The sequence below is a fragment of the Shewanella sp. HL-SH2 genome (assembly GCF_051164935.1).
In the GTDB taxonomy this organism is placed as follows: Bacteria; Pseudomonadota; Gammaproteobacteria; order Enterobacterales; family Shewanellaceae; genus Shewanella; species Shewanella glacialimarina.
Window position 1 is genome coordinate 811415 of the sequence record NZ_CP195035.1, and the last position, 24022, is coordinate 835436.

At 41.3% G+C, this 24022-nt stretch carries 25 protein-coding genes and 1 pseudogene; 9 read left to right on the forward strand and 17 right to left on the reverse strand.

Annotated elements, in window-relative coordinates; genetic code table 11:
* Positions 1–11: 11 nt before the first annotated feature.
* Positions 12–908 (forward strand): annotated as a pseudogene (locus ACRWP9_RS03490) (IS3 family transposase).
* Positions 909–1601: 693 nt separating this feature from the next.
* On the opposite strand, the gene ACRWP9_RS03495 reads toward ACRWP9_RS03490, so the two are convergent.
* From ACRWP9_RS03495 to ACRWP9_RS03535, 9 genes are all read right to left on the reverse strand, one after another.
* Positions 1602–2228 carry a hypothetical protein gene (locus tag ACRWP9_RS03495; RefSeq protein WP_434927870.1) on the reverse strand — a complete coding sequence of 209 codons (627 nt, stop codon included), beginning with the start codon at positions 2226–2228 and terminating at the stop codon, positions 1602–1604.
* A 111-nt stretch (positions 2229–2339) separates the two neighbouring features.
* On the reverse strand, positions 2340–2957 hold the full coding sequence (locus ACRWP9_RS03500; RefSeq protein WP_434927871.1) for a tyrosine-type recombinase/integrase: 618 nt from the start codon (positions 2955–2957) through the stop codon (positions 2340–2342).
* A gap of 7 nt (positions 2958–2964) precedes the next feature.
* Positions 2965–3171, reverse strand: coding sequence for a hypothetical protein (locus tag ACRWP9_RS03505; RefSeq protein ID WP_434927872.1), 207 nt, complete (start codon positions 3169–3171; stop codon positions 2965–2967).
* A 229-nt stretch (positions 3172–3400) separates the two neighbouring features.
* On the reverse strand, positions 3401–3859 hold the full coding sequence (locus ACRWP9_RS03510; protein WP_434927873.1) for a hypothetical protein: 459 nt from the start codon (positions 3857–3859) through the stop codon (positions 3401–3403).
* Positions 3860–3917: 58 nt separating this feature from the next.
* A complete protein-coding gene (locus tag ACRWP9_RS03515) occupies positions 3918–4190 on the reverse strand; it encodes a hypothetical protein (RefSeq protein WP_434927874.1) in 273 nt (90 codons plus the stop codon).
* Entirely contained in the window at positions 4187–4483 is a 297-nt protein-coding gene (locus ACRWP9_RS03520; RefSeq protein WP_011494777.1) for an AlpA family phage regulatory protein, read from the reverse strand. The genes ACRWP9_RS03515 and ACRWP9_RS03520 overlap by 4 nt, the downstream gene beginning before the upstream one ends.
* Positions 4484–4574: 91 nt before the next feature.
* On the reverse strand, positions 4575–5327 hold the full coding sequence (locus ACRWP9_RS03525; RefSeq protein ID WP_434927875.1) for a DUF6387 family protein: 753 nt from the start codon (positions 5325–5327) through the stop codon (positions 4575–4577).
* Positions 5308–6546 carry a tyrosine-type recombinase/integrase gene (locus ACRWP9_RS03530; RefSeq protein WP_434927877.1) on the reverse strand — a complete coding sequence of 413 codons (1239 nt, stop codon included), beginning with the start codon at positions 6544–6546 and terminating at the stop codon, positions 5308–5310. The genes ACRWP9_RS03525 and ACRWP9_RS03530 overlap by 20 nt, the downstream gene beginning before the upstream one ends.
* Before the next feature lie 168 nt (positions 6547–6714).
* Complete coding sequence (locus ACRWP9_RS03535) at positions 6715–7578, reverse strand: YicC/YloC family endoribonuclease (RefSeq protein WP_434927878.1); 864 nt, start codon at positions 7576–7578, stop codon at positions 6715–6717.
* A 166-nt stretch (positions 7579–7744) separates the two neighbouring features.
* Between ACRWP9_RS03535 and rph the strand changes: the two genes are divergently transcribed.
* Both rph and pyrE read left to right on the forward strand, forming a co-directional pair.
* Entirely contained in the window at positions 7745–8458 is a 714-nt protein-coding gene (gene rph / locus ACRWP9_RS03540; RefSeq protein ID WP_226411819.1) for a ribonuclease PH, read from the forward strand.
* Positions 8459–8529: 71 nt separating this feature from the next.
* On the forward strand, positions 8530–9171 hold the full coding sequence (gene pyrE, locus ACRWP9_RS03545; RefSeq protein ID WP_434927879.1) for an orotate phosphoribosyltransferase: 642 nt from the start codon (positions 8530–8532) through the stop codon (positions 9169–9171).
* A gap of 107 nt (positions 9172–9278) precedes the next feature.
* Here the strand turns inward: pyrE and folE are convergent, their stop codons facing one another.
* The 5 genes from folE to coaBC all read right to left on the reverse strand — a co-directional run bounded on the left by folE (position 9279) and on the right by coaBC (position 14504).
* Positions 9279–9929 (reverse strand): GTP cyclohydrolase I FolE, encoded by a 651-nt coding sequence (gene folE / locus ACRWP9_RS03550; RefSeq protein ID WP_226411815.1) that lies wholly within the window; start codon positions 9927–9929, stop codon positions 9279–9281.
* A 175-nt stretch (positions 9930–10104) separates the two neighbouring features.
* Positions 10105–12081, reverse strand: a complete 1977-nt coding sequence (locus tag ACRWP9_RS03555; protein WP_434927880.1) for an alpha/beta hydrolase family protein — start codon at positions 12079–12081, stop codon at positions 10105–10107.
* Between the two features lie 145 nt (positions 12082–12226).
* Positions 12227–12820 carry a nucleoid occlusion factor SlmA gene (gene slmA, locus ACRWP9_RS03560; RefSeq protein WP_226411811.1) on the reverse strand — a complete coding sequence of 198 codons (594 nt, stop codon included), beginning with the start codon at positions 12818–12820 and terminating at the stop codon, positions 12227–12229.
* Between the two features lie 35 nt (positions 12821–12855).
* Entirely contained in the window at positions 12856–13314 is a 459-nt protein-coding gene (gene dut / locus ACRWP9_RS03565; RefSeq protein WP_434927882.1) for a dUTP diphosphatase, read from the reverse strand.
* Positions 13311–14504 (reverse strand): bifunctional phosphopantothenoylcysteine decarboxylase/phosphopantothenate--cysteine ligase CoaBC, encoded by a 1194-nt coding sequence (coaBC, locus tag ACRWP9_RS03570; RefSeq protein ID WP_434927884.1) that lies wholly within the window; start codon positions 14502–14504, stop codon positions 13311–13313. The genes dut and coaBC overlap by 4 nt, the downstream gene beginning before the upstream one ends.
* A gap of 151 nt (positions 14505–14655) precedes the next feature.
* On the opposite strand from coaBC, the gene radC reads away from it, so the two are divergent.
* The 5 genes from radC (at position 14656) to ACRWP9_RS03595 (ending at position 18135) form a co-directional block, all read left to right on the forward strand.
* Positions 14656–15333 carry a RadC family protein gene (gene radC, locus ACRWP9_RS03575; RefSeq protein WP_434927885.1) on the forward strand — a complete coding sequence of 226 codons (678 nt, stop codon included), beginning with the start codon at positions 14656–14658 and terminating at the stop codon, positions 15331–15333.
* Positions 15334–15454: 121 nt separating this feature from the next.
* Positions 15455–15691 (forward strand): 50S ribosomal protein L28, encoded by a 237-nt coding sequence (rpmB, locus tag ACRWP9_RS03580; RefSeq protein ID WP_235086910.1) that lies wholly within the window; start codon positions 15455–15457, stop codon positions 15689–15691.
* Between the two features lie 6 nt (positions 15692–15697).
* Positions 15698–15871 carry a 50S ribosomal protein L33 gene (gene rpmG, locus ACRWP9_RS03585; protein WP_226411801.1) on the forward strand — a complete coding sequence of 58 codons (174 nt, stop codon included), beginning with the start codon at positions 15698–15700 and terminating at the stop codon, positions 15869–15871.
* A gap of 267 nt (positions 15872–16138) precedes the next feature.
* Positions 16139–17458: an amino-acid N-acetyltransferase gene (gene argA, locus ACRWP9_RS03590; RefSeq protein ID WP_434927887.1), complete on the forward strand. Its 1320-nt coding sequence runs from the start codon at positions 16139–16141 to the stop codon at positions 17456–17458.
* Between the two features lie 137 nt (positions 17459–17595).
* Positions 17596–18135, forward strand: a complete 540-nt coding sequence (locus tag ACRWP9_RS03595; protein WP_434927888.1) for a PH domain-containing protein — start codon at positions 17596–17598, stop codon at positions 18133–18135.
* A 31-nt stretch (positions 18136–18166) separates the two neighbouring features.
* On the opposite strand, the gene rarD is transcribed toward ACRWP9_RS03595, so the two are convergent.
* On the reverse strand, positions 18167–19069 hold the full coding sequence (gene rarD / locus ACRWP9_RS03600) for an EamA family transporter RarD (protein ID WP_434927890.1): 903 nt from the start codon (positions 19067–19069) through the stop codon (positions 18167–18169).
* A 115-nt stretch (positions 19070–19184) separates the two neighbouring features.
* Entirely contained in the window at positions 19185–19649 is a 465-nt protein-coding gene (locus ACRWP9_RS03605) for a thioesterase family protein (protein ID WP_434927891.1), read from the reverse strand.
* A 167-nt stretch (positions 19650–19816) separates the two neighbouring features.
* Between ACRWP9_RS03605 and recQ the strand changes: the two genes are divergently transcribed.
* Positions 19817–21640 (forward strand): DNA helicase RecQ, encoded by a 1824-nt coding sequence (recQ, locus tag ACRWP9_RS03610; RefSeq protein WP_434927892.1) that lies wholly within the window; start codon positions 19817–19819, stop codon positions 21638–21640.
* A gap of 99 nt (positions 21641–21739) precedes the next feature.
* Here the strand turns inward: recQ and ACRWP9_RS03615 are convergent, their stop codons facing one another.
* Positions 21740–23533, reverse strand: a complete 1794-nt coding sequence (locus tag ACRWP9_RS03615) for a hypothetical protein (RefSeq protein ID WP_434927893.1) — start codon at positions 23531–23533, stop codon at positions 21740–21742.
* Positions 23534–24022 lie beyond the last annotated feature (489 nt).

A 24022-nucleotide genomic window follows, 5' to 3' on the forward strand; every position in this document is an offset into this window, starting at 1 on the left:
GGATATTCTGCATGAAAACATCAAAATTTAGTGACAGCCAAATCCCAGCAACCCTTAAGAAGCCCGAAGCTGGCATCACAGTTCCGGGGCTTTGCCGTGAGCTGGTATGAGCTCTGCGACCTTCTACAAATGGCGCGCCAAATTCGGTGGCATGGACGCTTCTATGGTGGCGCGATTAGAGGAAGTGGTAAAAGTGTCGCGTCGGCTTGAGCTGGTGCAAAAGGCGGTGCAAGATAAAGCCATTACTATAGCCTTTGCCTTGTTTGGGCTCAGTGAGATCTGTTTCGTTATCAAGCAAAACTCAGTAATGAAAACGCTGCCGATGGAACAATAAGCGGGTGTATAGGATTTACCGCGAGTTGGTCTGAACCTACAGATTAAGCTGAAGAAACGCTTGAAGCGTGATAAACCGGACGTATTGGCAGTGCCAGAGGCAATCAATGTTGGTCCATGTACTTTATGCAAGATCAATTGGAAGATGGTCGCAGCATTAGGTTATTGAACGTGATTGATGATTACAACCGTGAAGGCTTGACGATAGAGGTCGACTTTTCCTTACCTGCGGAGCGTGTTGTGAGAACATTGGAACAGTCATCGAATGGCGTGGAAAACCAAAACAGATACGCAGCGCTAATGGTCCAGAATATATAAGTGTGGTATTGGCTGCCTGGGCTGAAAAACACAATGTAGAACTGAAATATTTTCAGCCAGGCAATCCACAGCAGAATGCCTATGTAGAACCCTATAATCGGACTGTGCGATACGAATGGTTGAGCCAATATCTTTGGAATAGTATTGCCGAGGTACAGAAGTATGCGACACAATGGCTATGGTTTTATAAAAATGAAAGACCTAATGCAGCAATTAGTGGTGTCCCAGCAAAGCAAAAACTGGCACTAGTGAATTAAGTCTCTACTTTTGTTATCAACTAAAAACGGGGAGATTACCGCCAACGTGGCGGCTTTCATGGTGAGTTGCCAGCGGGTGTTCTTGTCATCATCCCTGACTTTTTCAAAGTATCCCTCAGGCTCAAATGCTTCTGTTTTTATTGAGGAGTCTAATTATTTTATCGTATACGGTTTTAAGTTTACATACACAAAATTAGTAGACAGCATGAAGTAACATATACAAAGTCATTTACTCTGGAATCGGTCCCAACAGATTTTAATAAGTATTATTGTTAATTGTTGGCTTGGAAAAAAGATCTTATTTGTCACAAGTAAAAATTAACTTAAGGGGGCGGTCACTAAGCTGTATCTGCTAGAGATTTGACCATCCCCCCTTATCTATTGAGGTGAGAATTAAGTGTGCAAAATGGCTGTATCCCTTATAAATACAGAGTCTTAGGTGGCTATATGTTTTATGAAATTGGATCGCATACACGCAATATTTCGAGGCTAAATTATGGCGTTTACCTTCATTAATCTAGTGTCATTCTTTGTAAACATCAGGTGTTAAAAAGTAGTTTTTAGCCTTATTTAAGCGAAAAAATGGGTTAAAGGAGGCTAGGTTTTGCAAATTTATGCGTATTTACCGCCTTCTATAGGCGGTAAATACGTTTGTATTTGTTTGTGACGGGTCACAAACTCCACTTTCCCTAATCACTTCACAACAACTTGTACCAAGTTATATTTAGATAGTAACTTGCAATGCTCGGAAGCCAGGTAGAGAATTAATCCAGATAGTGTGTTAATTGAGAAGCCATAATCCTGATTTATTACAGGCAATACGCTAGAGCAAGCAGAGTGCCACGGCTTTGAGCCTAGACTTTGATCCCAATAGCTTTGAATTAACTCGTACAGCGCTTCAATAGCGATGCGTGAAGGCCATTGGTCAACTGGGTATCGATTAAATCTAGATCGTAACGAAGCACCTATTAACAAGGCGATAACCTGCTCATGATCATGCTTTACCTTCGAAAGATATGTCATAGTGTTCCGCTCTCCACTACTTAGGCAATCTCCTCTTTTTATGAATGAAGTTGTTCTGTTACTTAATTGACCAAGTAATTCATCTGTTCTTTGCTTTAGTTGATCGCGTTGCCATAGAAAACACATTTTTACTGCCGATTCGGGGTCAATATGGTTTGACGTGATTTCGATGAAAAAATCATCTAGGTTTATTCCGAAATAATCGACTTCCATTTTCCATGTTGAAAGGATTAAATCCCAATCACTCTTACCCATAAAATCACTAATAATTTTTAGTTCTCGTTCTTCAATATTCAACTGTCTATCCTTGTTGGTAATTTGGGTTAAATTAGTCTGAAAACTGTAAATGTCAGCCTGTAATAAAATCAATGTGTTAACTTGAATTTGGGACGCAACTTATAAACTGTCTCAATTGTTAATCTCCTCTCCAAAGAGTGCTTTATCTCCTGCTACAAAGGTATCGACTAAGTCTTGTTCGTTATTGTCCAGATAGTTGATGGTTGTTTCTGGCTTACTGTGGTTAAGTAATTGCTGTAATTCTTCTAAAGTCACACCCGCTTGCTGTCGTAATCGTGAGCCTGACTTACGTAAAGAGTGAGTACCGAGATTAACGCCCCCTAAGCGACCACAGCTACGCCGCCACTTGATGACGTCAGGTTCTACTTGTGACATCCAACGCCAAGCCGTCTTGCGACTTAATGGTTTTCTCGAACCTCCATGACGGCTTTCAAACAGGTATATGTGGTTTGGGAATGTCAGTCTCATGTGATTAAGTAATTTAATGGCGTGAGGAGTTAAGGTAATCACCTTATTTTTTTGAGTCTTGGTCTCGATAATGGTGAATTCACCAGTATTAAAAGATTCATCTACTTGAGCTGTGGTAATTGCGAGTAAATCACTAATCCTTAATGCCCATAGTGCGGTTAACTCTGCCAGCCAGCGGGCTTTAAGTCCGTGGTTTCGTTCCAAGGCATCAAGAATTACTCCAAATTCATCACGATCCCTAGCTGAATGCACTCTTGACATGATTAGCCTACTGATTTGCTCTAAGAGTGGTACTTAAGGTGGCCAGGCTGTTTTGAATATCATTGGCCATATCCGTTAAAGTATTGAAGAAATGCACGATATCCTCTGAGTTTAATTCTTCAATATTACTGCCTTGGGCAATGATGGTTAAGGCTTTAATCTGTGAGGTTTTGGTTTCGATTTGTTCTAGTGCAGTAAATGTTTTATCTGACATTTCTATAATTCCTCTGACACAAAGTTAGTTAATTTTTTGTTTGGATATGGCTTATATAAAGCACACCAGATTTTGGGACAAACCTCTGAGCACTCTTAATTGCATAAATTTATTTTAAGTTGTTGATTATAAATGTTAATTATTGGTTTATCGTGAGTTACCCAAACACCAGTAATTGGTGTTTGCTTTTTATCAATTAAAGGTGGTTTACACCAATTATTGGGACTAACTAGCTGGTGTTTGCACCAATTTTTAGTACAGGTGATTTTGAAACCTTATGGTCGTTAATCTTATGCCAGTCATTCCGAATAGGGCTTAACGTCGGTTTTGTTGTCATCTGTCCTTGTCCACGATATTCATCTATTGACTCCCAGGTTATCGCGTATAGCACTGGTGGTAATCCGCCTTTTCTCGATGTTGAGCCTGTGCCCGTGACTTCGATTAATCTATGTTTAATGAGTGCCTTTAGGGCACTTCTCATTGTGTCTTGGCCCCCGAAGTAGGGCTTCATTTGGTCCCAAGTACACGTTAGATTGCCATTGTTAAAGCCATTCCATTGCCTAACAATTAAGGTAAGCAGTTTGATGGCACTACCATTAAGATCAGCGTAGCTAGTCGAATCCAATACACAGTGTGGGATACTGATATACCGTTTATGTGCACTGCGACTTTGTCTTCTTTTTGCCATGCCTTATCCATGTCGCCTCGTTTAAGTAAAAATAGAGATCGTTTGGTGTGCTTGTTGTTTAACATGCCGTCTGTAATCTCTGTTGGTGACATTGGTACCATGAGTTTACGACCTCGAATTTATCGCCGTAATCCATGATGAGTTTAAAGTCTTGGGCGTTATCTACTCTAGCCGCACCAAAATATGTTTTAACTTCGTTATCTTCTAAACATCGTAGAATAGTGAAGTGCAAAGGTTCTTGATTGCGATAAGCGAGGATGATGCCGCGCCTTTGATATACATGTGCATCACTAAGCGGCAGTGTTAGTCCATTGTGAAAGAGAGTATTCATTTTTGTGCTCCTAACTGGGCTTTGCTAGTAGTACGGGGACTTGATACTGCTTGAGTGAGTGTGGGGTGATAGATAAACCACAGTAAATCTGAAAGTAGCCAGGCGACTGAGTTCACACCAAGTTTGGTTCTGATAGGGTGCAGTCCTAAGCGTTCTAGCTCCCAGGTTCTGGACCGCGATAGCGTGGTGATTTGCTTACGTTCATTTTCACGAACTAAACGATCTGATTCGCCAGCGACTTTAAGCAGTTCCTGGCGTTGTTCGGGGGTAGGGCGGGTGTATTGGATGGTCATTATATGCCTCAACGTGTGTTGGTAAGTTCAGGCATATTTTATTGGGTATGACGGTGTTGTAGTGCTCAACTTCAAGTGAGCTAAAGTTGGGTTATTTGAATTTATTGTTTTTGATATCAACGCTAAGTTGTTCTAAGTATTCAAAACTCATTACATTTTGAGAGTTTCGCTTAACTTTTCCTCCGATTTCTTTAGCCGTGAATTTGCCATTAGAAATAATTTTAGACAAAAAATCAGGTCTAATGTCATGCTCGTTCAACTTGGCCCACATCGTAAGGTCTAAATATTCGAATACGCCACAGTTGAATAGATTGTCGTGTTTTTCATAAGTGTTGTAGCGATTAGGATTGTCAATTGCTAATGCACTGCGGATTTCTGGAAGTAATCTCTTCAATTCTCGTACTATTTCGTCATCAGAGCTGTGTGAAAGATTGATTGATATCAGAGTGTTTCCTCTATCTTTGTCGCAGTGGCTATACTTATAAGAGAAAATATCAAGTTTATCTATATGGCATTCTTGATTCTGACCAGAAATTTGAAATTTTGCTTGTTCAGCTAAAGCAATAACATCCCTATTTAAAACTGGGGATACATTGTAGTCTTCACTATAAATCGACAATGTCTGGCTATTGATAGGAATGACTCTATCCGTGAATAGTTCTGAACATACTTCAGTAAAGTGATCCTTTAAGTCTTCATGTGGATCTCCGTAAAGCCCTAACCACACAGAATGCCTTGCTGATAATTCGCAATTTATTTGGTGAATATTGGACTTTTTAATATCCGTATATCTACTTGATTTGAACCATTTAGGTAATTGCGTTCTACAGATTATCTTTGCCATTTATGGTTCCATTGATAATGGGTTCGAGTAAATCAGCCACTTTAGCGTGAGCTTCCTTGCGTTCTTCTAGGTAATCGTGGCGGTCGTAAATGCCTTCTACACCTTTGAGTTTATGGTTTAAACAGCGTTCGGCAACATGACCTGGCACACCTTGGGATGCAGCCAGTGTCCTGAAAGTTCTTCTCAAATCATGTGGGGTAAAAAGCAGCATATCCCCCATAAGGTTTGGTGGTTGCACCTTACGTCCTGGCTCACGACCAAACAGCTTAGAAATAGCTCTGTTAAGCGTGTCATTGCCCATGTGTGGCTTGCTTGAGGTTCGGCGAGCTGGAAAGACATAGGCAGAGCCACAAGATCTGATTTTAAGCTCATTCAGCCATTCCATAGCCTGGCGAGGGAGTGGAATGGTAATAGGTGCACCTGTCTTGCTTCTGCCTTCTGGTAAGTGCCAAAGGGCCTTATCTAACTCAAACTCATTCCACATGGCGCAGCATAGCTCACTCTTACGAAGGCCCAAAGTGACCAGCATGGCGCAGGCTAAATAGTTATCACGGGTGAAGCTCATAGCGTTGGCTTTGAATAGCTTGAACGCTTGTTCTATCTCAGGGAAGGTCAAGGCTCTGTCTTTGCTGAGTTCAACGCCGCCAGCGTCAGAAACAGTAAATGCACTGGCAGGATTGTTTCCTAATAGATCTAACTTGATGCCATGCCTGAATAACTGCTTCAAGTACATTAACGCATCATTGGCGGTTGTCGGCCTTTCTTGAGCAATTTTCTGAACGATAGCCCTAATGTCCCTGGCATTCACTTGATCTATTGGAATTTCTCCGATGGCGGGCTTGATATCATTACGGTATACCCGCTGTGGAATATGTGGGTGCTTAAGCCGCTTAACTAAGTCCGACTCGTACCAGTCATTAAATAAATCATCAACCACTTTTATGGATTGTTCTTTGATGCGTTGGCGAACAATAAGGGGATCTGAGCCAGCGTTTATATCCCGCTTTTGAATGGCGGCTTCCGCTTTAGCATCGGCTAGTGAAAGGTAAGGGAATTGCCCCAAAGTGATTTCTTTACGCTTGCCATTGGAGGTATAGCGCAGCATCCAATAAGGAGTGGCATTGTTTCTTACGACGAAGTAGAGACCGCCACCAATAGGGTGCCTTTTGGGTTCACCATTGGCGAAAGTCTGTATTTGCTTTGCTGTTATTGTTGCCATTACCTTCCTTGCCCACCATCGATGTTTTTGTTTGTGGTAGTTGCCCACCGTATTGCCCACCACAAATACTACAACAACTGCGAACAAACAGAAACGGGTGAAAACAAAAAAGCCTCAAAAATTGAGGCTTTATAGGGTTTTTAGTGTTCTAGCATGACCGCTAGAACATTACTCAACATTTTGGATCTGCTCGCGCATTTGCTCTATCAAAACTTTAAGCTCTACTGCTGCAGAAGTGATTTCTGCGCTAATTGATTTTGAGGCTAAAGTATTTGATTCACGGTTAAACTCTTGCATCATAAAGTCTAAACGACGGCCTTCGCTGCCGCCTTTTTTAAGGATTCTGCGGGCTTCGGTCACATGCGCTTCAAGGCGATCCATCTCTTCAGCCACATCTTGCTTCTGAGCCAGTAATACCATTTCTTGCTCAATTCGTGCCGGGTCTAATTCACCTTGAATTTCGGCTAAGCGATTAGTCAGTTTTTCACGCTGATACAGCATAACAGTAGGCATGTGGTCGCGGACCACTTTGATTTGCTCGGTCACGCCGTCTAAACGACTTAGTAGCATATCTTTTATCGCTGAACCTTCACGGCCGCGGGCTTCAATGAATTGGTCGATGGCGCTGTCAAAGGCGGTCATCAGTTCGCTGCCTATGCTGTCCATATCTTGCTCTGCTGAAGCTAACACGCCAGGCCAGCGTAGCACGTCGGTAAGGCTTAGTTCGCCTTGTCCGGCTTCTTGTTTTAGCCAATTGGCTGCATTAAGTAATTGTTTGGCTAAATCTTGATTTAACTGCAATTCGTTTGTGCTGTTGTCGGCTAGTTCATAACGTAGGTTTACTTCCACTTTACCGCGATTTAAACGTTTACGCAGGCGATCACGTAGCACGGGCTCAAAGCTACGGAATTGTTCTGGCAAGCGTAGGTAGGTTTCTAAATAACGCTGATTGACTGAACGAATTTCCCATGAGGCTGTGCCCCAGTCTGCTTTATGCTCGATACGAGCGTAGGCTGTCATGCTTTGGATCATGAAGTGTCCTATATGATATTAACCAAATTGATTTTCGATTATAGCGGTTTTATCACAAGGGGTTAAAGGATTCGTTCACACAATGTCGCCTTTACATGGCATATGTAAGCTTATGCGACTATAATATTGTCCCAAATTAAATACGAATTCGACTACAGGACTTTTCATGCGCCCAAGCAATCGTACACCCGCTCAAACTCGCCCTATTACTATTACCCGTAACTTTACTGCCCATGCGGAAGGTTCGGTATTGGTTGAGTTTGGTGATACTAAAGTACTTTGTACCGCTAGCTTTACTGAAGGTGTACCGCGCTTTTTGAAAGGCCAAGGACAAGGTTGGGTAACGGCTGAATACGGTATGTTACCGCGTTCGACCCATAGCCGTATGGACCGTGAAGCGGCTCGTGGTAAGCAGTCTGGTCGTACACAAGAAATTCAACGCTTAATCGGTCGTTCATTACGTGCTGCAGTTGATATGAAGCTGTTAGGCGAAAATACTCTCGTTATCGATTGTGATGTGATTCAAGCTGATGGTGGCACGCGTACTGCTGCTATTACAGGTGCTTGTGTGGCATTGGTTGATGCGCTTAACTGGGCGCGTGGTAAAGGCATTATTAAAGCTAACCCGCTTAAGTTTTTAATTGCAGCAGTCAGTGTCGGTATTTATAAAGGCGAAGCGATCAGTGATTTAGAATACATTGAAGACAGTGCTGCTGAAACCGACATGAATGTTGTGATGACTGAAACGGGCAAAATTATTGAAATTCAAGGTACTGCAGAAGGTGAGCCATTTAGCCACGAAGAGTTACTAGAATTGCTTGGCTTAGCTAAAAACAGTATTCGTGAAATTGTCGATGTACAGAAAGCGGCATTAAGTTAATATGCTGTTGAAAAATTAGGACCTTTGGTGGTCCTTTTTTTAATCTAAAATTTGATTGTAGAGGAATGAAAGTGAAAGCTTATCAACGTGAGTTTATTGAATTTGCCTTAGAACGCCAAGTATTACGCTTTGGTGAGTTCACCTTAAAATCTGGCCGTACTAGCCCGTACTTTTTCAATGCTGGATTGTTTAATACAGGCAAGGATTTAGCCCGTTTGGGACGTTTTTACGCCGCTGCATTAATTGATTCTGCTATTGAATTTGATTTGTTGTTTGGCCCGGCTTATAAAGGCATTCCTATTGCAACAACTACAGCAGTCGCCCTTTGTGATCATCATGATGTGGATATTCCTTATTGTTTTAACCGTAAAGAAGCAAAAACTCACGGTGAAGGTGGCAGCCTGGTTGGCAGTGAGCTTAGAGGTAAGGTGATGCTGGTTGATGATGTGATCACCGCTGGCACCGCTATTCGTGAGTCTATGGAAATTATTAATGCCCACAATGCCCAACTTGCTGGTGTGTTGATTGCACTAGATCGTCAAGAAAAAGGTAAGGGCGAGCTGTCGGCGATTCAAGAAGTTGAACGCGATTTTGGTTGTCAGATTGTATCGATTATTAAATTAGCCGATTTAATCAGTTATTTGTCTGAAAAGTCGGGCATGGAAACCGAGCTAGCTTCGGTGAGCGCCTATCGTCAGCAGTACGGGATTTAATTGGTACTGATGAGTTAGTTTCAGTTTAAGCATAAAAAAGCTGCGCAATAGTCATATTGCTGCAGCTTTTTTATTGGAATATTTATCACAATCGGTAATTGTTGTGGCTATTTAACTTGATGCAAAAACTCAGCACGGGTAGCCGGATTTGACTTGAAAATACCCCCTAATGCTGTGGTGGTGGTTGAACTTGTTGAATCCATTACACCACGGGATTTAACGCAGTAATGCACCGCATCGACTTTTACCGCAACATCTTTGGTTTCAAGCAAGGTTTGTAATGCCACTAACACTTGTTGGGTTAAACGCTCTTGTACCTGTGGTCTCTGGGAAAAAAATCGCACTATACGATTAATTTTTGACAAGCCGATAATCTTGGTGCGTGGTAAGTAAGCAACGGTAGCAAAGCCATCTATGGTGACTAAGTGGTGCTCACAGGTGCTGGTTAAACTGATGTCTTGCACCCGCACCATTTCATCAACGCCCATTTTGTTTTCAATGACGGTGATTTTAGGGAAATTCTCGTAATCAAGGCCTGAAAAAATCTCATCGACATACATTTTTGCAATTCGACGTGGCGTATCGGCCAGGCTGTCATCTGTCAAATCTAACGACATCAAGGTCAGAATTTCACGCATGTGATGCTCAATTTTAACTTTACGTTCTTCAGGTGTAGAGGTTTGTGGCAGCATAGGGGTTTCAAGCCCTCTATCAGCTAATGCGGCTTGAACTTTCTTGGCTGTTTCAGATAGTGCCATCATATTCTCCTACAACAAGTACCACTAAAGTGTACGTTAAAAATGAGGGAGCTGCTCACTGCAGCTGGATAGGGATGATAACGTGGTTTGGACTAAATTAATATTGCTGGCATAAAAAAGCCGACCCTTTTAGTCAGGTATCGGCTTTTGATGAGAAACTTTTTTGAAAAAGAGGCTAAATATCTAGGTTATCTTTTAGGAACTTAAGCATTTTTTGGTAGTATTTTGCACGGTGACTATCATTATAAAAACCATGGCCTTCGTCGTCCATGACTAGCTTTTCGTATGGATAATTTATGGCCTTCAAGCTTCTTTCAAGTGATTCAAGTTGTTCTATCGGCGCTCGTTTATCTTCACCGCCATGAACTAACATCAGTTTTGCTTTTAATTTATCGACGTTAGCTGATGGCGACATGGCTTTTAGCGCCGACGGATTCTGTCCTAGTACTTGTTTAAGAAAGCTAGTGCCGGAGCGAGAGTTGGCAATATCCCCTTCGTTAAACATCAATTCGAGATCATATATCCCAGCAAAACCTATTGCACACTTGAATAAATCGGGTGCGAGTATAGAACTTTGCAATGCGCTATAGCCACCAAAGCTGCCGCCTACAATACAAATTCTGTTTTTATCTGCCATACCTTGTTCAATAAGATACTTTGTACCATCAATGATGTCATATTGAGTGTTTGAGCCCCATTGCTGGTAACCAGCTTCTTCAAAAGCAAGCCCATAACCACCTGAACCTCTAAAGTTGATTTGCAGTACGGCCATTCCTTCGTGTGCTAACATTTGGTTTTGAGGATCGAACCCCCACCAGTCACGTACACCATGCGGTCCACCGTGTGGATTAACCACTAATGGTAAGTCTTTCGTTTGTTTGCCATTTGGTACTGTTAAATAGCCATTAATCGTTTGGCCATTTCTATTAGTAAAAGTGATAGGTTTTACTTCAGCCATTAAGTCTGGATCAAGCCAAGATTTGTTTGAGACTAAATACTCGAGTTTTAATTTTTCAGCATCAAATAGATAAAAATCACCCGGATTACGATCATTAAATGCTTTAATTATAAATTTCTTACCATCCTCTGTTTCACTGACGATATGTACTTGGTGTCCTGGTAGCGAGGCTATAAGCTGTTTTAATAATTTACTGTGTGAATCATCTTGATCAACAAAAGCATATGTTGGATAGCCATTTTCAAACTCAACAGCATAAAGCTTTTGGGTTGAGTTGTTTTTCCAAAAATGACTTGGATCGACTTTTTCATCTTGAATGATTTTTTGCAGCTCGCCCGTTTCAAGATTAATTTTATAAACCCCCATAGTTTCAGTACCGTTTCTGCCAACGGCATAAATCGAGGTATCATTTTCTGCAAATGAAACAGGGGAAAACTCGGACAAATTAATGTTTAACTTACTGCTGTCAATCCAATCGCCATCATTTCTGTAGAATAATTTTGTTTCGTTATTTTTATCTTCGCCTGAAACAAATTTCACTTCACCTTTGAGGTTGGTTAGAAATCGCGAACCGCCTATGGGGGCCAATGTCAGTTTTTTTCGACTGCCAGTATAAACATTAACACGATAAACAACCTGTTTTGTTTCAGTAAATTCATCTAAAGATATAAACCCGCCTGAAGACATACCTGCCCACGGCACCGCATTGACGAGCATGTATTTATTATCATGTGTCATCGGATCAAGAATGTATGCAGTCGCTTCGATAGAGGTGTTCTTTTTGATATGGGAACCTGTTTGCATTTGTCCGCTATTGTGGCCAAACAAATACATGCTTTTTGAGCCATCGGCATTGATGGCAAAAAGTTCACCATAGTAGATAGGATGATCTTGCCAGCCTTTTAAGTATTCTTTGGCTAATACAATGCGCTCATTATTCACCCATTGGTAATCGCCCACTTGTGCATTCTCACCAAAATGGACGGTATTGAGTAATTTTTTTGAGTCTGACGCCATGACAACCAGCACATTTTTACCTTCAAAACTTGTAATGGCGCTTAGGTAATCTCCAGTTGGAGATATTTTGACATTGCTATATTGGCTCCCTTTGCTGAATAATTCGGCAGAATTATTACTTAAAGCAAAAGGTGAAGTAAAAATTAATAAAAGTAGAAAAAAATAATGGTTTTTCATATTCATCCTTGAGTAACACTAGTCCCGTAAGTTATTGAGATATATCTTACTTTAATAATCAGATTGACCTAATTCTATAGCTGTTTTTTAATTAGGTAAAGACCCTTTAATCAGCACGTTACACGTTGCACTTTGGTTGTTAGGGTTAACTTCTTAATAGCTGTTGCTGAATAAACGTCCATTGTTCGTCAAAGTGCAGTGTTGGTTTTTGCTTAAACTCACTGCGAACAAATTGCGAAATTCGTCCTTCAGCAAAGGCTAGTAGCAGATTGGCTAAAACGGCTTCATCCAAATTAAATCCACGACCTTCACGGACTGTTTTTTCACGCAGAATTTGTTTAATTTGAGTTTCTATTTTAGCAAAAAGCACGCTTATTCTGCTGCGTAGACGCTCGTTCTCACCTAGTAATGCATCTCCATTTAGCACACGTGAAATACCTGGATTACGCTCAGAAAATACCAATAAAAGGTGCAATACTAATTGGCAGCGTTTCATAGTGTCTTTCTCTTCATCCATTATGATGTTTAAGCGAGATAAAAGCGCATCTTCGATAAATTCAATTAACCCTTCAAACATGCGTGCCTTACTTGGAAAGTGGCGATAAAGTGCCGCTTCTGACACGCCGACTTCGGCAGCGAGTTTGGCTGTGGTTATGCGTTGACCTGGGCTGGTTTCTAACATTTGAGCTAAACATTGTAAAATGTGTTCACGACGATTGATTTTAGGGCTTTCCGCCATTCTTATGTTCCTTGACTCAGTGACTGCAAGTTGGGTTATTTGGTGCCAGAATGACCAAATCCACCTTCACCACGATCCGAGTGATTAAATTCATCTACTAGTGTAAATTGCGCCTGTACTATAGGTACAAATACCAGTTGTGCTAAACGATCGCCGATTTCTATCGTAAAAGATGCCGAGCCTCGATTCCAACAAGACACCATTAATGGACCTTGGTAATCAGAATCAATTAAACCGACTAAATTACCTAATACAATGCCGTGTTTGTGACCTAATCCCGAGCGTGGCAATATGATTGCAGCAAGGCTTGGGTCAGCAACATGAATTGCTATACCTGTTGGAATTAATACGGTTTCACCCGCGGCAATTTCCATCGTGGTGTCTATCATCGCACGTAAGTCCATACCAGCGCTGCCAGGTGTGGTATAGGCGGGCAGTGGGAACTCACTACCAATACGTGAATCTAAAATTTTTAGTTCAATAGGTGTTTTCATGTTGTCGGTAATTGTTGATTGATTAAAGTCAGCAGTTGGCGCGCTAACGAGAGTTTATCTGTTGCGGGTAATGAATGTTGCCCATCATGCCAAAATACCTGTAGTGCATTATTATCGGCATTAAAGCCTAGGCCTTGAATAGACACATCATTAGCGGCAATCATATCTAACTTTTTACGCTCAAGTTTACCGCGGGCATATTGTTCAATATTATTAGTTTCTGCCGCAAATCCAACGGTAAAGGGTTTATTGGCTAACGCTGCAACATTGGCGAGTATATCTGGGTTTTGCACCATAGACAGTTGCATTTTATCTGCCGACTTTTTCATTTTTTCAGTTGCGATGTCTGCAATTCGGTAATCCGCCACAGCGGCACAACCAATAAAAATATCTTGCTGGCTAATATTTGCCATAACCGCAGCTAGCATTTGCTCCGCTGATTCTATATCGATACGGCTGACATTGGCTGGGGTAGCCAAATTAACTGGACCACTAACAAGTGTGACTTCAGCACCCATTTCTGTCGCTGCTTGTGCTAAAGCAAAGCCCATTTTTCCCGAGCTATGGTTGGAAATATATCTTACAGGATCAATGGCTTCACGGGTGGGACCTGCTGTTAATAGCAATTTTTTACCCGCGAGCAGCTTTGGTGCAAAAAATTGAACCAATTGCTCTGCTATGGTTAATGGCTCAAGCATGCGTCCTGGGCCGACTTCACCGCAGGCCTGGCTACCGGACGCTGGTCCCCAAAGGGTAAAGTCTTTTCTAGCTAAATTAGCGATATTTTCTTGTGTAGCGATATTTTGATACATCTGCTGATTCATTGCAGGACAAATGATCACCGGTGCGCTAGTTGCCAAGCAGGTCGTGGTCAGTAAATCATCTGCCATGCCAGCATTAATGCGGGCAAGTAAGTTTGCTGTGGTAGGTGCAAGCAGTACAACATCAGCCCAGCGCGCTAATTCAATATGTCCCATAGCGGCTTCCGCAGCTGGGTCAAGTAAATCAGCCGCTACGGGATGACCTGATAAGGCCTGAATGGTTAAAGGAGTAATGAACTCCATCGCGCTTTGAGTCATGATAACTCGCACATCAGCGCCACGCTCTTTTAAGCGGCGAATAAGGTCGGCACTTTTATATGCCGCAATGCCACCGCCAATACCTAATAACACTTTCTTATCTGTCAGCATGGGTAAAAATTCGCTTCAAATCGTAATGCGGCTAACGATACCACAAAGCAATCAAAAGTGGGTGAAGATCCATTATCAAAATATTCGACCATACTGTGATGACAATAAATTATTTGAACAGATTTTATTCGATTAAAAACAAGGAATGTTTATGGGGATTAAAGATTGGCCGCAAGGCGAAGGACCGCGTGAAAAGCTATTACTCAATGGTGCAGGTCAATTAACGGATGCTGAATTATTAGCAGTAATATTACGTAATGGTTTGGCGGGACAAAATGCACTGGATTTATCACGTCAATTAATTACGCAATTTGGCGGTTTGCGTAAATTATTTTCAGCGCCCAAGCAGCAAATTTGTAAAGTTGCCGGTATTGGACCGGTAAAATATGCTCAATTACAGGCCGCAGCGGAGATTTCTAAGCGAATTGCACGAGAAAATCTACAAAAAGGCCAAATTTTGACAAATCCTGATTTAACTCGGGACTATTTAATGAGACAATTAGCGGACCGATCCTATGAAGTGTTCGCCTTGCTATTGTTGGATAACCAACATAGAGTCATTCAATTTGTAGAATTATTCCGCGGAACTATTAATTCAGCCTCGGTTTACCCCCGTGAGGTGGTTAGTTTAGTGCTGGAAAAAAACGCCGCGGCTGTAATAGTATGCCACAACCATCCATCAGGCATTGCAGAGCCCAGCCAAGCTGATCGGCGAATAACTGAGCGAATAAAAATTGCATTAGAAACTATCGATGTTTCTTTGTTAGATCATATGGTTGTGGGTGATAAAGAGATAGTATCCTTCGCTGAGCGAGGATGGATGTGTTAATCACTACTTGATCTTATGTAGCTAATCGTGTATAAAATGCGCCCTCTTTGTGCCTCGGGCGACGGCCATACGAGGCACATTAATGCTCGAGCGTTAAAAATTTGTTTTGGAGAAGATTGACATGTCAAGAGTATGCCAAGTAACTGGCAAGAAGCCTATGGTTGGTAACAACCGTTCGCACGCTAAAAATTCGACTCGTCGTCGTTTTTTACCTAACCTACAAAACCACCGTTTTTGGTTAGAAGAAGAAAAACGCTTCGTGCAACTACGTGTATCCACTAAAGGTATCCGTATTATCGACAAAAGAGGCATTGAAGTTGTTGTTAAAGAACTTCGTGCTCGTGGCGAAAAGGTATAATAGAAAATGGCTAAATCTAAAGGTAATCGTGAGAAGATCAAATTAGTCTCTAGTGCTAAAACTGGTCACTTCTACACTACTGAAAAAAATAAGCGTAACATGCCTGAGAAAATGGAGATCATGAAATTTGATCCTGTTATCCGTCAGCACGTTATGTACAAAGAAGCTAAAATCAAGTAATTGATTTATGCCTCTTTTAAAAAGCCCCTTTATTGGGGCTTTTTTTATGTCTGCAATAAAGTAAGCTATACTAATGGCTTAAAGACTTTAACTAAATCGCTGTCCTATAGTTTTTACACTTGCTAGCGAATTTTTATTTTCCCCTAAGTGATAATAAATGCTGTTCTAGTGAATTAAAATGCAATAGGATTGCATAAAGTGTGATGTCTTAGGGGTGTCCTACATCACAATACAGAAACTTAATTATTTAATGAGGTGAATTTGCCTGTGAGAACTACAGAACTGGTTGATGGATTTCGTCATTCTGCTCCTTATGTTAACGCCCACCGCGGTAAAACGTTTGTGGTCATGTTAGGCGGGGAAGCGCTAGCGAATAATCACTTTCGCGGCATTTTGAATGATGTGGCGCTATTACATTCTCTCGGGATTAAAATTGTTCTTGTTTATGGTGCAAGGCCGCAAATAGATGCGGGCCTTCAGGCCGCGGGGATTGAGCCTGCTTACCATAATGGTGTGCGTATTACAGATGAAGATACCTTAAAGGTAATCAAACAAGTTGCCGGAGCCGTTCAGTTTGATATTACTGCGCGCTTATCCATGAGCCTTGGCAATACGCCAATGCAAAATGCACAAATCAACTTAGTCTGCGGTAATTTTGTGATTGCTCAGCCTTTAGGGGTCGACGATGGTGTTGATTTTTGTTTAAGCGGCAAAGTTCGCCGTATCGACACTCAAGGCTTAAAACGTCAGTTAGAAAATAATTGTATAATTTTAATGGGACCAATAGCGGCTTCTGTTACGGGCGAAAGCTTTAATTTAACCGCAGAAGAAGTGGCAACCCAGGTTGCTGTAAAACTAAAAGCGGATAAAATTATTGGTTTTAGTGAAACCAATGGCCTGTCTGATGAAAATGGCAATGCGATTGCTGAACTGATGCCAAATCAAGCCATAGAGCATTTAGCCAAAATGGAACAAAATGGTTCAGCTTGTACCGGCATTACAGCGTTTGTTAAAGCCAGTATTGATGCTTGTCGTAATGGTGTACCACGTTGTCATTTAGTCAGTTATTTAGATGATGGTGCCTTACTTCAAGAACTGTTCTCCCGCGAAGGGATTGGTACCCAAATTGTCACAGAAAGCGCAGAGCGCTTACGCCGCGCAACTATTGGCGATATTGGTGGAGTATTGAATCTTATTCGTCCATTAGAAGAGCAAGGTATTTTAGTGCGTCGCTCACGTGAACAGTTAGAGATGGAAATCGAGCAATTTATGCTGATCGAACGCGATAACTTAGTCATTGGTTGTGCCGCGTTATATCCATTTGAAGAAGACAATGCCGGTGAGTTTGCCTGTTTAGTTGTTCATCCTGACTACCGAGATGCAGACCGAGGCAGCGTGTTGTTAAACAACATTATTGGTCAAGCGCGTGTTCGTGGTTATTCACGCCTATTTGCCTTAACAACGCGCAGTATTCACTGGTTTTTAGAGCATGGCTTCAACATTGTAGAAGTAGAAGCATTACCCGGTAAGAAAAAGCAGTTGTATAACTATCAACGTCGCTCAAAAATATTGGCACTGGATTTATAATCAAATAACCTAGTTGTCTCGTTAAATATGCCGGTCTGTCCGGCATTTTTTATGCCTGCCATTTATTAAATTGACATAATATGTCATTGCTGGCAGATTAAATTTATTATTATCTTTTTATCTAGTGGAATACGTTTATGCACATTATTTCTCTTAGTGCTTTAGGGCCGTCAGCGCTATATAGCCTGATAGGTTTGTTAGCAGGACTGCTTGTTATTGCCGTTATAGTATTGCGTAAACCTATACCTAAAAATGCTAAGTATGCCTCTATGGGGATCTTATTGGCTGTGTTTGGGGTATTTGTATTAACCTTATATCAGTCATATAACAGTGAGCTAAAATGGGATGATACGGGCGTATCACTTAATTTACCGTTATATAGCCAAGATTTTACCGCGAGTGACATTGATTGGCAGGCTTCGTACATCGCTGATTTAGCGATTCAAACCCAATTGCAGCCTAAATGGCGTATCAATGGATTAGGATTGCCTGGTTACGCTTTAGGCTGGTTTAAATTACAAAATGGCAATAAGGCCTTACTGTCAGTTGTTGCGGCGGAAAATGGCACACAAAAAGTGGTAATAGTGCCGATTATCGATAAAGATTATGTGATCATGATTAGCGTGGAGCAGCCAGATACTGCACTGGCTTTGCTCCATACTCAACTAACCCATTAAATGAGTGCTTGTGGGGACTTGATGAGGTTAATTATACCTTGGCTGTATTAATGCGTTTTTGACGTTGTGCCAACATGTCACCGACAAATACCACAAGCGCTAACCAAATAAATCCAAACGTTAGGCCTTTTTCCATATCAAAAGGTTCATTAAACAGCTTGATAGCCAAAATGAACATAATACTGGGGCCTATATATTGAAAGAAGCCTAGAATTGAAAATGGGATACGTACCGCGGCTCCCGCAAAGCAAAGTAATGGAATAGTGGTGACAATACCTGCTGCAATTAAGGTGAGATTCAAACTAAGGTTGTTAACTAGCATACTGGTAGCAGATGAATCTAGCGTCACCAATAAGTAACCTAAAGCGATGGGTAACAGCAATGCTGTTTCAACTAATAAGCCGGTTTTTGCATCGATATTGACCTTTTTACGCAGTAAGCCATAGAAACCAAAACTGGCTGCTAATGCAAGCGATATAAGTGGAATAGATCCAAACGAAATTAACTGTAGTAACACCCCAATGAAGGCTAGGCTCACAGCAACCCACTGCAATTTACGTAATCTTTCCCCAAGAAATAACATGGCTAAAAATACATTAAATAATGGGTTAATGAAGTAACCTAAACTGGCATCTAGCATGCGGTCATTATTGATGGCCCAAATAAAGATTAACCAATTGGCGGCGATTAATATCGAGGTGAAAACTAATACCGCAACTTGTTTAGGTTGTTTAAGCACTAAGCGTAAACGTCCAAATCCACCGATAAATTGCATTAATAGGATCATAAATACAAATGACCAAATTACTCGGTGCATCAAGATTTCAAGCGGAGACACTTGGATAAGTAATTTGAAGTAAAGCGGAGCAATTCCCCACATAGCGTAGGCGCACACAGCAAGTATAACGCCTTTGCGGTATTCTAAATCAGGCATAAGTTCACAGGAATTGTCAGGTAAATGAGCGGGAGATTGTAGGCCTGATAGTCGCCCGACTCAAGTAAACTTATTTATCTTATTAGATTGCTGCTGTAAAGATTCTGCCTCAAAACTAACCCACCATATAGGTGCCCGTGCCGAAGGCAATATGAGTGCCTTCCTCGTTATGTAATTCCATACGACAAACTGACACCCGATTACCTGAGCGAATAACACTGCCTGTGCCAGTGAAAACCTGACCTCTACCTGGGCGAAGATAATCAATGCGCATATCAATGGTACCTAAGGTGGTGAGGCGTTGTTGTAATTCTTCAATTTGCCAATTATCTCGACTGCCAACTAACCCTGCAAACACCGTCAAGCCACCCACAACGTCCAGTATTGTTGCTGTTACTCCGCCATGAAGAATGTTTTGATGAATATTGCCAATTAATTCAGGTTTCATCTTAATGGCCACTTCTACGCCCTGAATATCGTAACGTATGATGTCTAATCCTAATAGATTATGAAACGGGACATGCTTATCGAAAATCTCTGCAACCTGCTGTAACACTTGAGCTTGAATGGGTGTTGTCATGTTCGTCCTTGCTTTCTATTAAACGTAGAGTATTTAATCTAGCGCTAATTCTAATCATTTGATAGAGGTGAATGTGGTTTAAGCCAAGACATCTGTGCATGGGTGCTTTAGAATAGTCGACTCATTTTGTTCCGTTCAACTAATTATGGATAAACCATTTTCCGCTAATGACATCACAACCCGTTCAATCTACTCATGCTGATTTATTAGCTGCTCAATTGCAGCAAGTCTTTGGTTATCGCGATTTTCGCGATGGGCAGCGTGAGGTTATTGAGCAAGCTTTATCCGGCAACGATACCTTGGTGATAATGCCAACCGGTGGTGGTAAAAGTATGTGCTACCAGTTACCAGCACTCGTTATGCCTGGGTTAACTATTGTGGTGTCACCGTTAATATCCTTGATGAAAGATCAAGTCGATAGCTTAAGGCAAAGTGGGGTTTATGCGGCGTATTTAAATTCATCCTTACCACGGGAGCAAAGCGCCGCAATTTTGCGTCAGTTGCACCAGGGCGAAATAAAACTGCTTTACGTGTCTCCTGAACGGTTATTAAGACCGGACTTTATTGAGCGCATGCATGAGCTTACCATTTCATTATTTGCCGTTGATGAAGCGCATTGTATTAGTCAATGGGGTCATGATTTTCGACCTGAATATGCCGCATTAGGTGCGCTTAAACAGCATTTCCCCCACATTCCATTAATGGCATTAACGGCCACAGCAGACCATGCTACCCGTCAGAGTATTTGTGAGCGTTTGCATATTCAGCCCTATACTCTATTAGCCAGTTTTGATCGTCCAAACATTCGCTATACCGTAGCGGAAAAACTCAATGCAGCGAATCAATTACGCCAATACCTCCAAGTTCAAAATGGCGCCAGTGGGATTATTTATTGCAGCAGTCGACGCCGCGTTGATGAAGTGTCTGAGCGCTTACGTTTACAAGGTTTTAACGCGCAAGGTTACCATGCGGGCATGAGTCAGGATCACAGAGCGGATATACAGGATAAATTTTTAAAAGACCAAGTCGACATAGTCGTTGCGACAGTGGCATTTGGTATGGGGATCAATAAATCGAATGTGCGGTTTGTGGTGCATTACGATATTCCTAAAAGTATTGAATCCTACTACCAAGAAACAGGCCGTGCCGGTCGAGATGGGTTAGAAGCCGAAGCCTATATGTTATTTGACCCCGCCGATATCGGCAGGGTTAGACACTTGATTGAACAATCTGAACCTGGTCCGCAACAACAGGTTGAGTTTCATAAGTTACATACCATGGCCGCGTTTGCTGAAGCGCAAACTTGCCGTCGTCAGGTACTACTGCATTATTTTGATGAGAGTGCCTCTGAACCCTGTGGTAACTGTGATATTTGTCTTGACCCCCCTAAACGATACAACGGTACAGAAGATGCGCAAAAAGTGCTTTCCTGTGTATTTCGATTACAACAACGCTTTGGCATGCATCATATTATTGATGTGCTAAGAGGTTCTAAAGCTGCCAATGTGATGGATAGGGGTCACGACAAGCTGACAACCTGGGGAATTGGTGCAGATAAGTCCGCCGAACATTGGTTAAGTGTACTTAGGCAATTGATCCATCTTGGCCTAGCGAGTCAAGATATTACCCGAGGCTCCAGTATTCGCTTAAACCCCGCCGCCCGACCGATTTTAAAAGCTGAAATGGCGCTGATGTTAGCTGAGCCGCGGATCCAGTTACTCGATGTGAAACGTAAGCCTAATACTCGCTCAGTGCAGCAATATGATCGTAAGCTGTTTGCACGCTTAAAACTATTACGGCGCGAACTTGCTGAACAACACGATATACCACCTTATTTAGTGTTTAATGATGCAACGCTAGCTGAAATGTCTGCCATGTTACCCACAAGTCCGGGTGAAATGCTGGCTGTAAACGGCGTAGGCCAAATTAAACTAGACCGCTTCGGTGGTGAGTTTCTTGATGAGATCAGTGACTATTTAGCCAACAGCTAATGTCTCGGTTATCAGGCCATAAAACGCTGCTAAATCAAAAAATGTTCAAGTAGAACACCAAATAACAACCATTACCTCTAATCCAGTTTGTTTAATATTTTATTTACTACTTTGGTGCCACTTCTGTAAATTGCCTAGCTGATTTAATTCTGCACGTTTAATTAAGCTATCAAGGTTGTCCAGCTGCTGCAGGCTGGCAATGCCAAAGTTAACTTTAATTGATTGATATGGCTGAATAGTAATCGCAAGTTGATTAACTACTCTTGTAGCGCCTTCATCGGATGTGAAGGGCAGTAATACAGCTATTTGGTTGCTTTTTTGGCGCAAAATTTTATCTTGCTCTCGTAAGACTTGCTGCATTGCTCCTTGTACTATCGCAATATCCACATCACGCATATTGATGGTGTCCAGGAGCAACAATGTAAGCGGATTATGGCTCTGCTTCGCTAAGCTTAACATTGCATCTATTTGCTGTAATGGGTCGTCTTTATTTCTCAAGTTGAGTTCAGTTTTAGGCTTGCGAGAGATGAAGAAAATAAACGATGCCAATAAAATAAAAATAGCTAAACTTAATAGCGCGATATTTTGTGCTTGAAAGATTAACGATGATGGGTCTATTTGTTGGGTAATATTTTCAATGGGTTCGCGATTAGCCTTGAGCTGCGCAATGCGTGTATTAGTCAGTTTTTCACTGGCCTTTTGACTTGCAGCATATTTAAGTTCTTGCTGATGAAACGCTAATTTATATTGATTGTTGCTGCTGTAATGTTGACTTAGAATTTGATGAAACTCTACTAGATCAAAAAATTGATTATTATCATTAGCTTGGGCAATATTTTGATCCATTAGCGATAACGCTTGCTGGTTTTTATCTTGAGCGAAATAAATCATTGCTAAAGTACGTTTAGCCCGCATTAATTTAATATTGTCATTAGTATTGATAAAATGCTTGATGCTTTTTTCAATAGCGGTTTCTGCTGAGAGTAAGTGACCCAGGTGCAGTTCGATATAAGCCGTTTGGGCATTAAAATTAGCTTGGTTATTTAAGTTATCTGGTTCAGGTGACAGGGTTTTAGTTAACGCTAAATAGTGCTCTGCAGATTTTAAATCACCTGAAGAGATAGAAATTCGTGCCAAGTAAAACCCCACTGCGGTGGCAATTACACCATTAGCCTGATGTGAGGCTTGTGCTTCTTTTGCATAGGCTAATGCAGCTAATAAATCGCCAGAAGAGTACATTAAATTACTCATTACCAGTGCCAAGTATGGTTCGGGCAGGATGTACCATGAAGGAGTTTGAGCTTTGGCAACAGGATATAAGTCTATGGCGACTTTGATATCTTCAGATGCTTGTGAGAAGGTTTCATTAGTATTATTTCTGGTACTTCTAGTCATTAAGCCCTGAACTAATGCTTGAGGCTGGTTATATAGCTGAGCTAATTTAATCGATTCCTCATTGACGAGTGCGGCCAGAATTTGTTCCCCCTCAAAATCCAATGCACTTGCTTCACAGGCCAAAAAATAGGGTTTGGCTAAATCTATACGCATTTTTTGAGCCGTATCGACGCCAACTTTGGCTACTTTAATGGCTTGTGAATTTAAACCCAAATTAATCAGATTAAAACAACTTAACAAATGTAATCTCAAATAATGACGGTCAGAAAAAGGCGTTACTTGATGCAAAGAATCAAGTTCATCAATCAGTTTTTTAGCCTGGGCTGGATACTGTGGTGACAGCCAATCGATGTAATCGAGCTTTTCTGTTTTCGTTTTAAGCTGATAATCAGCATGAGTTAGTGCGGGTGGGTAAGTTGCAGCCAAAGCTGTGTTGCTGTTTAAGGATAATGCTGCAGTAATCAGTATCAGTGATCCTGTGATAAATAAGCAATACACACGTATAAACCGCTGCAACAAAAACATGATGACCTATAGGGACTGTTAAAAAGATGTCTGAGTAGTGTTGAGTATACCGATTTCACGCTAAATAATGCACAAAATTAGTGACTAAGTTAGAAGTGAAACAATGAGATAGCTCAATTTATAACGCTATTTATTCAATGATTATTCATTTTAATTGTCACTCATATTATTCAACTTAGTAAAAAGGGGGTTGACACTGAGGCGTTGCCAAGGTAATTATTAACCCAAGAGAAAATTTGATAACTGTAAAAATAGAATAGATATTTAAAAATTATGAATAACACTAACGTACTTCTAGGGCTCCTTCTCCTCATTCGCAGAAACTGCGCGGAGCCTGTTGTGCTGAATGTGAATTAATTTTCTCACCAATCACAAACCCCGCGCATGATGTCGCGGGGTTTTTTGTTTATACGCATTTGAAAATGTATTAATTACCGAGAAGCAATTGCCGATTTAGTTTAA